The following is a 14109-nucleotide window of genomic DNA, read 5'->3' as shown; positions in this document are numbered from 1 at the left end:
GCGATTGGCGATGATCAGGCGGCGGTAACGCGCCACACTGCATCGCCGACATCGTCCACTGCCAGCAGCGCGCCATCCTTGGCCACGGCCACGCCGACCGGACGGCCATGCGAGACCTTTTCGTCATCGGCCAGGAAGCCGGTGAGGATATCGATTGGCGTGCCCTGCGGCTTGCCATTGGCAAACGGCACCAGGATCACCTTGTAGCCACTGAGCTTGGAGCGGTTCCATGAGCCATGCTGGCCAATGACCATGCCGGCCGGCATTCCGGGCAGCGTATTCTCGGGCAGCCAGCACAGGCCCAGCGAGGCCGTATGGCCACCCAGGGCGTAATCGGGGGCCGAGGCCTTGGCGACCATGGCCGCATCCTGCGGCACCCGGTCGTCCACTGTCTGGCCCCAGTAGCTGAACGGCCAGCCATAAAAGCCGCCATCCTTGACCGAGGTCAGGTAGTCGGGCGGTGTCTCATCGCCCAGCCCGTCGCGTTCATTGACCACCGTCCACAGCATGCCATTGACGGGCTCCCAGGCCATGCCGACCGGATTGCGCAGACCGCCGGCAAATTCGCGCGACTTTTCGGTGACCAGATCCAGCTCATAAATGCAGGCGCGGCCAGCTTCTTCTTCGAGGCCGTTCTCGGCAATATTGCTGTTGGAGCCAACCGCCACGTAGAGCTTGGAACCATCAGCGCTGGCAATGAGGTTGCGCGTCCAGTGCCCGCCCGGCTTCATCGTCATCAGCGTGCGGCCCGCTGCAGTGATCCTGGTCTGGCCCGTTTCATAGGGAAAGGCCACGACGCTGTCGGTATTGCCGATATAGAGTTGGTCGCCCACCAGGGCCATGCCGAAGGGCTGGTTGAGCCCGCTCATGAATACTTCGCGCAGTTCCGGCACGCCATCGCCATCGGCATCGCGCAGCAGGGTGATCTGGTTGGCGCTCGGACGGGTCGCGCCGGCTCGGGCCATGACGCGGTTCATCGCATAGTCCCGTACATTCTTAGGCGTCCCGGGAATGCCGGCCGATTCCGCGATCAGCACATCGCCATTGGGCAGCACATAGGCCCAGCGCGGATGCTTGAGATTGAGCGCAAACGGCGTCACCTTGAGGCCGGTGGCGACGTCGGGCTTCTCGCCGGGCTCCCAGCCCTTGGCGGTCGGCATTTTGAGCATCGGGATGGCGCCCTGCGGCTTGGCCTCGGGGATGGCAGGGGCCATGCCCACGGCCTGGGCGAACGAGCCCATATGCCGGCCGCGATAATACCACCAGGCGGCGGCAGCGATCAGGACGGCCAGAATGACCAGGGTGAAGAAAAGGGTCACGAGACGCCTCCGGCGCTTGAGATGAAAACTGGAATGGTAGCGGTAATAGGCTGCAATAGCGCTCGCGACAAGCTGGCTTTGGCGTGGCACGCCCAGTCGGCATTGCCGCGCGACGCATTGACTTCTCTTCCCATCCGAACCAAGTGATGGCTAACAAATTCCGGAGCATACCCCATGGGTTTCAAGATGGGCATCGTCGGCCTGCCCAATGTCGGCAAGTCGACCCTTTTCAACGCACTGACCCGCACGGCGGCCGCCCAGGCTGCCAACTTCCCGTTTTGCACGATTGAACCCAATGTCGGCGAAGTCTCGGTGCCCGATGCCCGGCTCGACCGGCTGGCCGTCATCGGCAAGTCGATCAATGTGCAGCCTGCCCGCATGAGCTTTGTCGACATCGCCGGCCTCGTCAAGGGCGCCAGCCAGGGCGAAGGCCTTGGCAACCAGTTCCTTGCCAATATCCGCGAATGCGACGCCATCGCCTATGTGCTGCGCTGCTTTGAAGACGGCAATGTCATTCACGTTGCCAACAAGGTCGATCCCCTGGCCGACGCCGAGGTGGTCGAGACCGAGCTGATGCTGGCCGATCTCGAAAGCCTCGAAAAGCGCCGCAACGGCGTCGAGAAGAAAGCCAAGCAGAACGACAAGGACGCCAAGCTGACGCTCGAGCTGATCGACCGGTCGCTGGTCCTGCTGCGCGAAGGCAAGTCGGCCCGCTTCGTCAAGCGCGACGCCGAGGAGGAAAAATCCTTCCAGGAACTACAGCTGCTGACCTCCAAGCCGGCGCTCTATGTCTGCAATGTCGACGAAGGCTCGGCCGCCACCGGCAATGCCATGAGCAAGCTGGTGGAAGACTATGCCAAGGCGCACGATGCGGGCGTGGTGGTGATCTCGGCCGAGATCGAATCCCAGCTTGCTCAGCTGCCCGATGCCGAAGGCAATGAATATCTCGAATCGCTCGGCCTGCATGAAGCCGGTCTCAACCGGCTGATCCGCGAGGCTTACGCGCTACTCGGCCTGCAGACCTATTTCACCGTCGGTCCCAAGGAAAGCCGCGCATGGACCATCCACAAGGGCGACAAGGCCCCCGCCGCCGCCGGCGTCATCCACTCCGATTTCGAACGCGGTTTCATTCGCGCCCAGACCATCGCCTATGATGATTTCGTGGCTTTGGGCGGTGAAGTGGCGGCCAAGGAAGCCGGCAAGGCGCGCGACGAAGGCAAGGAATATGTCGTCAAGGACGGCGACGTCATGCTCTTCAAGTTCAATACCTGAGTGATCACCCTCGCACCGGTTACACCTGAGACCCCTGGCTTTGCGGCCCTGCTGGCAGAAAGCCAGGCGGGGGGGCACAACATGCTGCGCTTTTTTGCCGAGAACTGGCATAGCGGCGCCAATGTCTTTGCCCGCCGCGGCGAGATCATGCTGGGTGCCTGGGATGGCGAGACGCTGGTGGGAACCTGCGGGCGCAATGTCGATCCCTATGACCCCCATCCGCGGGCAGGACGCGTCCGCTATCTCTACGTGGCCGAAAATGCCCGCCTGCAGGGCGTGGGCCAGTTGCTGATCGCGGGAATCCAGCGCGATGCGGCGACCTATTTTGATTATCTCAACAGCAATGTGCCAGAACTGGCTTTCCCCTTCTATGCGCGTCTGGGCTTTGAGACCCTGACCGAGGAATATGCCACGCACCGCTTCGCCCTGCTGGCGACTGACCTCTAGCCCTCGATCGTGTCCTTGCGCATCTGGCTGGGCGTCATGCCATAGGCCTTGCGGAAATGTTCGTAGAACTGTGTCTGCGATACAAAGCCGGACTGGTAGGCCACATTGGCAATCGACAGGCTGCCGTCGAAGAGCAGCGACCGGGCCCGGATCAGCCGCATCCGGGTGACAAATTTCTGCACCGAGATATGCATGACCTTGGTGAAGAGATTGGTCGCATAATTGGGATGCAGCCCCACAACATCGGCAATGCTCTCGGCGCTGAGCGGTTCGGTGATGTTCTCCACGATATGGCGCACCATGCGCACCACATAGCGCACGGGCGACCCCGTGCGCGTGCGCGAACCCACCCCTTCCACCCAGGGCAGCAGCAGCGTGTCCCAGCCGGTAATGGCGGCGCGGCGAAACATCGTGCCGATCTCGGCCCGCACGATCTCGCTGCGCAGCGCATTGCCGCTGCGATAGTCCTGGTGCCAGCGGTCGAGGGTTTCGAGGCCCACGCAGTCCGCGTTGAGCTCGATGACCCCGCCGCCCATCAAGGTCTCGGTCAGCCGGCCCAACTGCGGCATTTCCAGAAACGCATCCATGGGCAGGTAGATGTTGAGCTGGCGCCCCATGGCCGTGTCCGGGCTGAGCCCGATGGTCTGGTGCGGAATGCCCGCCCAGAACGCCACCAGCCGCCCCGCACCCACGCTCACCGGCCCGCCATCGAACACATAATCCATGCTGCCCTGGGTCAGCCAGTTGAACTCGATATGCCCATGGGTATGGGCATAGGGCATGATCTGGGGCGCGAACGAGCGGATACCGAACCGGCCAAAGGCCTTGCCGGACGAGTAGAAACTGCGGTCGGGGCGCGGCGTGGGACGGGGTGCGCGCTCGCGCGGTTTTGGCGTACGTACCGCAATTTCAACAGTCATACTTATCCGCCCACTTCTTAGAAAACCGGAACAAGTCTCTATCATTCCGGATTGCAACGGCCGTGGCAAGGCGTACGATTTTGGCCTGAGCACGGGATTAGTCGGCAGGGAGTGGCCGATGCAGGCGATCAATGCCAACCCGCTGCCATGGGAGGTTTTATGAGAAAACACGCAATGGCCCTTGGTGGGGCCGGATTGATGCTGGGCGTCTCGTTATTGACGTTGCAAGCCCAGGAACTGACAGGCGAACTGCCCGATCCGCCGGCATTTGCCGCGCAGAGCGAACCCACCTTTGTCAGCATTTCCGACATTCTGGAATACAGGGCGCTGCCCGAATACCACGAGCCTGACTGGGTCACCGCGAAATATGTCGACGCCGGCACATTGCCGCCCGTCGCCGAGCGCCTGCCCAAGGAGCCTATGGTCTACAAGACCGCCAACATGCCGGACGGCATCGGCGTCTATGGCGACACCATGCGCCACGTCATTGGCGGCCGGCCCGAGGGCTGGAACTACATTGGCGGCCAATCCCAGGGCTGGGGCGGCATCGATATCGGCCTTTCCGAATGCCTGACTCGCACGGGCCCGTTGTTTCAGGTCAAGGCCGACGAACTCGAGCCCATGCCCAACCTGGCCAAGAGCTGGGAATGGTCCGAAGACGGCCATGAGCTGACCATGCACCTGATCGAGGGCGCTAAATGGTCCGACGGCGACCCCTTCGACGCCGACGACGTGATGTTCTACTGGAACGACAATATCCTCGACTCCAATGTCTCCCCGCTAAATGGCGGCACGCCCGAGACCTTTGGCGTGGGCACGACGCTTGAAGCGATCGACGCCTACACCATCAAGTGGACCTTCAAGGAGGTCCGCCCGACCCAGTACCTCTATGCCATGGCCTATGGCACCTTCTGCCCCGGCCCCAGCCATATCCTGAAAGCCGAACATCCCAAGTACAAGCCCGAGAACACCTACGAGCAGTACAAGAACGCCTTCCCGCCCGAATATATGAACATTCCGGTGATGGGTGCCTGGGTACCGGTCGAGTACCGGCCTGACGACATCATCGTCATGCGTCGCAATCCCTACTACTGGAAGGTCGACGAGGCCGGCAACCAGCTGCCTTACCTCAACGAAATGCACTACCGTCTCAGCACCTGGGCTGACCGCGACGTGCAGGCCGTGTCCGGTTCGGGCGACTTCTCCAACCTCGAACAAGCTGAAAGCTATGTCGAGGCGCTCAAGCGCTCCGCCGAGGATACCGCCCCCGCCCGCCTGCAGTTCGGCGCCCGCACCATCGGCTATGCGCTCGAGTTCAACCTGTCCGCCAATGGCTGGGGTGAACCTGATGCCCGCGCCCAGGCCGTCCGCGAACTCAACCGCAACGTGGACTTCCGCAAGGCAATCTCGATCGCCGTCGACCGCCAGCGGCTGGGTGACTCGCTGGTCCGTGGTCCGTTTACCGCCATCTATCCGGGTGGCCTCTATGCCGGCACGGCCTATTACGACAAGGCTTCGACGGTCTACTACCCGTTCGATCTGGACGCGGCCAATGCCCTGCTTGACGGCCTGGGCCTGACCGATACTGACGGCAATGGCATCCGCAACTATCCCGCCGACACCCTCAACGGTGCCGATGTGGAAATCACCCTGCTCGCCAATACCGAATACGGCACCGATACCAACCTGGCCGAAGGCGTGATTGCACAGATGGAGCCACTCGGCTTGCGCATCATTGCCAACTTCCAGAGCGGCACGGCCCGTGACGACATGCAGCAGGCCGGTCAGTTCGACTGGCACGTCAGGCGCCAGGGCAGTGAACTTGTGTCCGTGGTCCAGGGCACGGCAGGTCTGGCCCCGACGGGTCCACGCACCAGCTACTACCATCGCGCTGGCGAAGGCGACGTCGTCGACCTGTTGCCCTTCGAAGAGGAACTGGTGGGCATCGTCAACGCCTTCATCGCCACCAGCGACAATGCCGAACGCACCGAACTGATGAAGAAGTACCAGCGCGTCTTCACCGAGAACGTCTACTCGGTGGGCCTGACGCAATATCCCGGTGCCCTGATCATCAACAAGCGCTTTGCCAATATCCCGGCCGGCGCCCCCATCTTCATGTTCAACTGGGCCGAGGACAACATCATCCGCGAGCGGGTCTTCGTCCCCGCCGATGCCCAGGGCGACTTCGAGCTGCATCCCGAGACCCTGCCGGGCGCGCCCGGTTCGGCCGGCCCGATGTAATCGCAGCCTGCTCCTGAAGATCCTCGGCAGGGGGTACGCCCCCTGCCCACCAATGAAAGGTCTCGCCCATGCTTCGCTTTCTGGTCATGCGCATTCTGGGCGCTATTCCCCTGCTGGCCGTCCTCAGTCTCGTCACCTTCGCCATCATCCAGGCGCCCCCGGGCGACTATGGCGACACCATCCGCTCCATGCTGATCAACCAGGGCGGCGTTCCCCCCGCCCAGGCCGAAGCCCAGGCCGAAATCTATCGCGAGGCCAACGGCTTGAACGATCCGCTGGTGATCCAGTATTTCAACTGGATCGGCGGCATCGTTACCCGCTTCGATTTCGGGCATTCGCTCTATTACAACAAGCCGGTGGGCAATGTGGTCGCCGAGCGCCTGCCCGCCACCATCATGCTGGCGCTGACCTGCCATATCCTGGCCTCGCTGCTGGGCATTGGCCTGGGCATCGTCGCCGCCACCCGGCAGTACAGCTGGATCGATACCGGCCTGGGCATCATCTCCTTCTTGGGCATGACCATTCCGCGCTTCCTGCTGGCCATCATCATTCTCTATTTCCTGGTCTTCCGCCTCAATGTCTCGGAAGTGGGCATGTTCTTCTCCGCCAAATATGGCGGCGCGCCCTGGAGCTGGGACAAGTTCGTCAACCTCATGCAGCACATCTGGCCCGTCATCTTTATCGCGACCTTTGGTGGCCTCGCCTACAATATGCGCGTCATGCGGGCCAATCTGCTCGACGTGCTCAACAGCCAGTATGTCGAGACCGCGCGCGCCAAGGGCCTGCCTGAATCCGCCGTGATCATGAAGCATGCCGTGCCCAATGCCCTGCACCCGCTGGTCGCCTATCAGGGCGTCGTGCTGCCCTATATGCTGACCGGTGAAATCGAGGTTGCCATCGTCTTCGGACTGGCCACTGTCGGCCCCGCCATTGTCGGCTCGATGGGCGTCGGCGACGTCTTCGTCACCGCCACCTTCATGCTGGTGCTGGCCGTGACCCTGATCATCGGCAACATCATTTCCGACATCCTGCTGGTCGCCCTCGATCCGCGCGTTCGTCTCGGGGGAGCCGCCGAATGACCGATACGCGTACCCGTTCCGCCATTCCCTTGCCCCCCGATGCCGGCGGCCCCATGCCGACCCCTGCCGAAGACATCACCGAGCACATCCCACCGGTCAGCCGTTATGGCTCCGGCAGCGAAACCTATGCCACCCTGGTCTGGCGCCGCTTTCGCCGCTCGACCATGGGCATGATCGGCCTCATCCTGGTACTGCTGCTGCTGGTGGTCTCGGTCTTCGCCGATTTCTTCGCGCCCATGGATCCCAAGCAGGCCAACCTGCCCTTCGCGCCGCCCGATGTCATTGCCTTCGAGGACCCGCAGGGCAATTTTAGCCTCATTCCCTGGGTCTATCCCGTCGGCGATACCGGCGAGTTCGACCCGGTTACCTTCCAGCCCCTGACCGGGCTGATCAAGGACAACCCAACCCCCACCGGCTTTTTCGTTACCGGCCACAGCTACCAGCTCTTGTGGTTCATCCCGGCCAATATCCACTTCTTCGGCGCCACCGATGGGCGGCCGATCCAGCTGCTGGGCACCGACAAGTTCGGCCGCGACATTCTCAGCCGCGGCATCATCGGCTCGCGCATTTCGCTGATGATTGCCCTGGCCGTGGTATCGATCACCACCATTGTCGGCACGCTGGTCGGCATCAGCTCGGGCTATATCGGCGGGCGCCTCGACAACTGGGTGCAGCGCTTCGTCGAATTCGTGCTCGCCTTTCCGCAACTGCCCCTCTACCTGGCGCTGACGTCGCTGATCCCGGTCACCGCCCCGTCCAATGTGTTCCTGAGCTTTGTCATCTTCGTCATGGCCGTGCTCGGTTGGGCGCAGCTGAGCCGCGAGGTGCGCTCGAAAACGCTGTCGCTGGCGCGCATCGAATATGTGCGTGCTGCCATTGCCGTCGGCGCCACTGACAGCCGCATCATCACCCGCCACATCCTGCCCAATGTGCTCAGCCACGTCATCGTCTCGATTACCCTGGCCGTGCCGTCGGTGGTGCTGCTCGAGAGCTTCCTGGGTTTCCTCGGCTTTGCGGTCAAGCCGCCGCTGATCTCCTGGGGCCTGATGCTGCAGGACACTGGCACCTTCTCGGTGATCGGCTCCTATCCCTGGATCCTGAGCCCCGTCATTTTCGTGCTGATCACCGTGTTCGCGTTCAACGCCCTGGGCGATGGCCTGCGCGACGCCATCGACCCCTATTGAGGACCGGCCCATGAACGAGCCCAAATTCACGCCAGTCTCCAACGATCGCCACGACCTGGGCAGCCACGGCCGCGAACTGATCCTCGACGCCCGCAATATCGGCGTGGACTTCAAGGTCGAGGGCGGCACCGTCAACGCCGTGCGCGATGTGTCTTTCCAGCTGCACAAGGGCGAAACCATTGCCCTGGTCGGGGAAAGCGGCTCGGGCAAGTCCGTCACCGCCCGCACGCTCATGAAACTGCTGACCAAGCGCGCGACCATCCTGCCCGAAACGCAGATCACCCTGTCGGGCCAGAATATCGTCACCATGACCGACAAGCAGATGCGCAAGCTGCGCGGCAATGATGTGGCAATGATCTTCCAGGAGCCAATGAGTTCGCTCAACCCGGTCTACACCATCGGCCAGCAGCTCTGCGAAGTCCTCCACCTGCACAACCGCATGAGCCGGGCCGATGCCATGAAGAAGGCCGAAGCCCTGCTCGAGGAAGTGCAGATCCCCGAGCCCAAGGCCCGCCTCAACAACTATCCCCACCAGCTCTCGGGCGGCCAGCGCCAGCGCGTCATGATCGCCATGGCCCTGGCCAACCGCCCCGACGTGCTGATTGCCGATGAGCCCACCACCGCGCTGGACGTGACGGTGCAGGCCCAGATCCTGCACCTGATCGACAATCTCAAGGACAAGTACGGCATGGCGGTGATCCTGATCACCCATGACCTGACCATCGTCCGCCAGTTCTCCGACTATGTCTATGTCATGCAGAATGGCCGGGTGCAGGAGCACAATGCCACCGAGGCGCTGTTCGCCAATCCGCAGCACGCCTATACCCGCCACCTGCTCGCCTCCGAACCCAAAGGCACCGCGCTGCCGCTCGCCGAGGGCGCCCACGAGACGGTACTCGAAGGCAAGAACGTCAAGGTCAGCTACACCCTCAAGCGCGGCGGCTTCTTCAAGCCGGACTTCTTCGAACTCAAGGCGGTCGACGATCTCGACATCAAGCTGATGCGCCACGAGACGCTGGGCATTGTCGGGGAGTCCGGCTCGGGCAAGACCACCTTCGGCCAGGCGCTGATCCGCCTGATCGGCAACCAGGGCGGCCAGATCTTTTTTGATGGCGAGCCGATTCACGACAAGGACCGTGCGGCCATGCGCCCGCTCCGCTCACGCATGCAGATCGTCTTCCAGGACCCTTTTGCCAGCCTCAATCCGCGCATGTCGATCCGGCAAATCATCGAGGAAGGACTGATCGTCAACCAGATCGGCGCCAATAGCCGCGAGCGTGTCGACCGCGTCCGCGAGGCGTTGGTCGATTCCGGCATGCCCGACACCATTCTGAACCGCTTCCCGCATGAATTCTCGGGTGGCCAGCGCCAGCGCATCGCCATCGCCCGCGCCATTGCGCTCGAGCCCGAATTCATCCTGCTCGACGAGCCAACCTCGGCGCTCGACCTTTCCGTCCAGGCCCAGATCATCGACCTGCTGCGCAAGCTGCAGGATGAAAAGGGCCTCTCCTATCTCTTCATCAGCCACGACCTCAAAGTCGTTCGCGCCCTCTGCCACCGCGTCATGGTGATGCAATATGGCAAGATCGTCGAACAGGGGCCCGTGGCCGACGTTCTCACCAACCCCCAAACCGAATATACGGCCCGGCTCGTCCGCGCCGCATTCGACATTGCCGCCTAACCTTCGGAGCATTCCTTTATGGCAAATCCCAAAATCACTTTCATCGGCGCCGGCTCGGCCGTGTTCATGAAGAATATCGTCGGCGATATCCTGCAGCGCCCCGCTTTGGCAGGCGCCACGATCCGGCTGATGGACATCAACCCCACCCGGCTCGAAGAGAGCGAGATCATCGCCAAAAAGCTGATCGCCACGCTGGGCGTTTCGGCCAAGGTCGAGACCTTTTCCAGCCAGCGCCAGGCACTCGATGGCACCAATTTCGTCGTCGTCTGCTTCCAGATCGGCGGCTACGAGCCCTCGACAGTGATCGACTTCGACATTCCCAAAAAATACAACCTGCGCCAGACCATTGCCGATACGCTGGGCGTTGGCGGCATCATGCGCGGCCTGCGCACCGTGCCGCATCTATGGAGCATCTGCGATGACATGCTGGCCGTCGCACCCGACGCGATCATGCTGCAATATGTCAACCCGATGGCCATCAACACCTGGGCCATCTCGGAAAAATACCCCACCATCAAGCAGGTGGGCCTCTGCCACTCGGTGCAGGGGACGGCGATGGAACTGGCCCATGACCTCGACATTCCCTATGAGGACATCCGCTATCGCTCGGCCGGCATCAACCACATGGCCTTCTACCTCAAGTTTGAGCATCGCCAGGCGGATGGCTCATACAAGGACCTCTATCCCGAGCTCCATCGCGCCTATGACGAAGGCCGCGCGCCCAAGCCGACCTGGAATCCGCGCTGCCCCAACAAGGTGCGCTACGAAATGCTCAAGCGCCTGGGATACTTCGTCACCGAAAGCAGCGAGCACTTCGCCGAATACACCCCCTATTTCATCAAGGAGGGTCGCGAGGACCTGATCGAGAAGTTCGGCATTCCGCTCGACGAATATCCCAAGCGCTGCGTCGAGCAGATCGCCAACTGGAAGAGGACCTCCGAGGACTACAAGAAGGCCGACCGCATCGAGGTCAAGCAGAGTAAGGAATATGCCTCATCCATCGTCAACTCGGTCTGGACCGGCGAACCTTCGGTCATCTACGGCAACTTGCGCAATAATGGTGTCATCACCAGCCTGCCCAACAATGCGGCCGTCGAAGTGCCGTGCCTCGTCGACGACAACGGCATCCAGCCCACTTTTATCGGCGAACTGCCACCCCAGCTGACGGCGCTGATGCGCACCAATATCAATGTGCAGGAACTGACCGTCCGCGCCATGATGGAAGAAAACCGCGCGCACATCTATCACGCCGCCATGATGGACCCGCACACCGCCGCCGAACTCGATCTCGAGCAGATCTGGAACGTCGTCGACGACCTGATCGAAGCCCATGGCAGCATGCTGCCCGGCTGGACCCAGGGCCCGCGCAAGCAGCGCGTGGCCTGACCTTCTCCCACGAGAACCGGCCTCGCGGCGGTCTGCTGCGGGGCCGGACCCTCTTTCGGCATATGCCAGACCGCGGCCAAAAAAAAATGGGCGCCCCGAAGGGCGCCCTGTCCGGGAGGACATCTCTGAAACAATTTAGTGGTGCCCGCCCACCACTTCGCGCAGTTCTTCGACCGAGCGCACCTTTTTGCGGGCAGCGCCGTCCCAGTCTCGCGTCTTGACCGTCGACTTGTCCATGCGCGCCCGGGCCGCTGGAACCGCATCGGCATATTGCGGCAGCCATTGCGCCTGGGCGACCACCATCTCGTCGACCATGGCCCAGACCTCATCGGGCGTGCAGATCGCGCCCACCAGCGGGTCGTGCAGCACCGCCAGCTTGAGCGTATCGATATTGCCCGTCATGGCCGCTTCCACCGAGAGCCGCTGCACCGAGACCGAGACCGAACAGGTGGCGGCGCAGGCGGTCGGCAGGGTGATGCCCTCGATCATGTTGATGCCGAAACGGTCGACAAAGCCGGGGCTTTCGATGATCGCATCGTCGGGCAGATTGGTGATGATGCCATTGTTTCTGCGGTTGAAATGGCCGCGATAGACCCGACCGGTCTCCATCGCCTCGATGATATGGCTGGCATGTTCGCTGGTCCGCTTGTGCTCGCTCAGCGGCTTGTTGGCCTGTTCCTTGAACATCGGGAAGTCGGTTTCGAACCAGTTGCGCCGTTCGGTCGAGTAGCGCAGATAGCCGCCGGTTTCGCCATGGATCCAGTCGCTCATGTCGATCCAGCGGCCGATCTCCTCGGGCCGCTTGCGGTACCAGGGCAGATACTCGCTCAGATGCCCGTTGGACTCGGTGGAATAGACGCCGAACCTCTTCAGCACGTCGATGCGTACCTTCTCCTGCCGGGAATAGACCGGATGCGCCTCGAAGCCGGCGATCAGCTCGTCCGCTTCGATCTTCCGTCCCTTGGCACGGATCTCGATATACCAGGTCTGGTGATTGATGCCGGCGCAGACATATTCGAGCTCTTCATCGGTCACGCCCAACACATTGGCGATCTGATGGGCGCCGTGCTGCACGCCATGGCACAGGCCGACGACATTGACGCCGCCATACATCTCGGCCGCCCAGGTATTCATCGCCATGGGGTTGGCATAGTTGAGAAACAGCGCGCCGGGCTCTGCCACTTCCTTGATATCCTTGCAGAAATCCAGGATCACCGGGATGTTGCGCTGGCCATAGAGAATGCCGCCGGCGCAGATCGTATCGCCCACGCACTGGTCGACGCCATAGCGCAGTGGAATCGAGATATCGGTGGCGAAGGCTTCGAGCCCGCCCACCCGCACACAGCTCATGATGTAGCGCGCGCCGGTGATCGCGGCGCGGCGGTCGGTGGTGGCGGTGACCCTGGCCGGCAGCTTGTTGACCGAGACGATGGTCTCGATCACCTGTTTGACCATGTCCAGGTTGGCCGGGTTGATATCGGTCAGCGCGAACTCGCAGCCGACGAATTCCGGCACCTTGAGCAGGTCCGAGATCAGCGTCTTGGTAAAGCCGATCGAACCGGCGCCAATAATAGTAACTTTGAATGACATAGCATTCGATCCAGTGCGACTGATTGCAGGAATATGTTGTCATATTGCTAGCCGCTGCCGCCACATGAATGGTAGAGAAAGCTTGTGCGATCGCGGGTAATTTTGTGCTCAGACAACTCCTCAATCACGGCCACAAGGTGCGCGGCCTGGCGCTGCCCAAGAGTGCAGTGCCCCTGCACTGCATGGCGGTGAGCGCCGGCTATGAACAGCGCGTCAATGAGGTCTATTCCTGGGATGGCCTGCAGCGGGGTGATGCGCCGTTTCTGGTGATCCAGCATACGCTGGTGGGCGAGGGGCGGCTGGACTTCGCCGGTACGCAGTACCGGCTGACGCCGGGCCAGACCATGGTGCTGAGCTTGCCCCACGCCCATCGCTACTGGCTGGAACGCGGCCAGCACTGGGAATATTTCTGGATGGTGCTCAATGGCCGCGAGGCGCTGCGGCTGGCGCGCGAGATCATTGATGTCGCCGGACCGGTATCGACCCTCGCCCCGCCGGTAGTAGACCGGCTTGCCGATGCCTGCCTGACGCTGATCGCGCGCAGCGACATCACGCCCGGCGAGGCCTCGGCCGCCAGTTACGCGGCCATGGCGGCACTGCATGACGGGGTCTTCTCCGCCGGGGCCGCGACCAGACCAGCTTTGCCCCCTTCCATCACCCGCGTCATGACCCATATCGAGGCCAATCTGGTCTGGCCTCTGCAGGTCGAGCGGCTGGCCATGATCGCCGACATGAGCCGCGCCCATTTCGTGCGCCAGTTTACCCAGGCCACCGGCCAGGCCCCCTCAGCCTATGTGCTGGCCCGCCGCATCGAACGCATCGAGCGGCTGCTGCTGGCCACCGACATGAGCGTGAGCGATATCGCCCGGGCTACGGGCTTTGCCGATGCCAACTATCTGGCCAAGGCCTTCCGCCGCAAGCGCGGCATGGCGCCCCTGGAATTCCGCGCCAGCCAGCGGATGGGTGGAGGCACCTGACAACCGGCTTGCC

The 14109-nt window shown here is 62.4% G+C and carries 11 protein-coding genes; 8 read left to right on the top strand and 3 right to left on the bottom strand.

From position 1 onward, the window contains the following. Positions 1-14 precede the first annotated feature (14 nt). Complete coding sequence (locus AC4NN3_RS15970) at positions 15-1283, bottom strand: PQQ-dependent sugar dehydrogenase (protein ID WP_491928158.1); 1269 nt, start codon at positions 1281-1283, stop codon at positions 15-17. 210 nt (positions 1284-1493) lie between these two features. Here AC4NN3_RS15970 and ychF point away from each other — a divergent pair, with 210 nt between their 5' ends. Together ychF and AC4NN3_RS15960 are read left to right on the top strand one after the other, a co-directional pair. Next, positions 1494-2591, top strand: coding sequence for a redox-regulated ATPase YchF (gene ychF, locus AC4NN3_RS15965; protein WP_491928075.1), 1098 nt, complete (start codon positions 1494-1496; stop codon positions 2589-2591). 81 nt (positions 2592-2672) lie between these two features. Continuing rightward, positions 2673-3038, top strand: a complete 366-nt coding sequence (locus tag AC4NN3_RS15960; protein WP_491928074.1) for a GNAT family N-acetyltransferase — start codon at positions 2673-2675, stop codon at positions 3036-3038. Here AC4NN3_RS15960 and AC4NN3_RS15955 read toward each other — a convergent pair. After that, complete coding sequence (locus tag AC4NN3_RS15955) at positions 3035-3958, bottom strand: helix-turn-helix domain-containing protein (protein WP_491928073.1); 924 nt, start codon at positions 3956-3958, stop codon at positions 3035-3037. The genes AC4NN3_RS15960 and AC4NN3_RS15955 overlap by 4 nt on opposite strands. A 159-nt stretch (positions 3959-4117) precedes the next feature. On the opposite strand from AC4NN3_RS15955, the gene AC4NN3_RS15950 reads away from it, so the two are divergent. The 5 genes from AC4NN3_RS15950 to AC4NN3_RS15930 all read left to right on the top strand — a co-directional run bounded on the left by AC4NN3_RS15950 (position 4118) and on the right by AC4NN3_RS15930 (position 11529). After that, a complete protein-coding gene (locus tag AC4NN3_RS15950) occupies positions 4118-6199 on the top strand; it encodes an ABC transporter substrate-binding protein (protein WP_491928072.1) in 2082 nt (693 codons plus the stop codon). 68 nt (positions 6200-6267) lie between these two features. After that, positions 6268-7278 carry an ABC transporter permease gene (locus AC4NN3_RS15945; protein WP_491928071.1) on the top strand — a complete coding sequence of 337 codons (1011 nt, stop codon included), beginning with the start codon at positions 6268-6270 and terminating at the stop codon, positions 7276-7278. A 53-nt stretch (positions 7279-7331) separates the two neighbouring features. After that, entirely contained in the window at positions 7332-8462 is a 1131-nt protein-coding gene (locus AC4NN3_RS15940) for an ABC transporter permease (protein WP_491928157.1), read from the top strand. Between the two features lie 10 nt (positions 8463-8472). After that, positions 8473-10143: an ABC transporter ATP-binding protein gene (locus AC4NN3_RS15935; protein WP_491928070.1), complete on the top strand. Its 1671-nt coding sequence runs from the start codon at positions 8473-8475 to the stop codon at positions 10141-10143. 18 nt (positions 10144-10161) lie between these two features. Beyond that, positions 10162-11529, top strand: coding sequence for an alpha-glucosidase/alpha-galactosidase (locus AC4NN3_RS15930; RefSeq protein ID WP_491928069.1), 1368 nt, complete (start codon positions 10162-10164; stop codon positions 11527-11529). Positions 11530-11664: 135 nt separating this feature from the next. On the opposite strand, the gene AC4NN3_RS15925 is transcribed toward AC4NN3_RS15930, so the two are convergent. Then, the gene (locus AC4NN3_RS15925) at positions 11665-13119 is read right to left on the bottom strand and encodes an alpha-glucosidase/alpha-galactosidase (protein WP_491928068.1); all 1455 of its coding nucleotides are present in this window, start codon (positions 13117-13119) and stop codon (positions 11665-11667) included. Between the two features lie 104 nt (positions 13120-13223). Here AC4NN3_RS15925 and AC4NN3_RS15920 point away from each other — a divergent pair, with 104 nt between their 5' ends. Then, the gene (locus tag AC4NN3_RS15920) at positions 13224-14096 is read left to right on the top strand and encodes an AraC family transcriptional regulator (protein WP_491928067.1); all 873 of its coding nucleotides are present in this window, start codon (positions 13224-13226) and stop codon (positions 14094-14096) included. Positions 14097-14109: the final 13 nt, after the last annotated feature.

This window comes from Devosia sp. MDV22-iso42 (assembly GCF_058629155.1).
The sequence above is the reverse complement of the archived record's forward strand: the minus strand, read 5'-3'. Positions and strand labels throughout refer to the sequence as shown.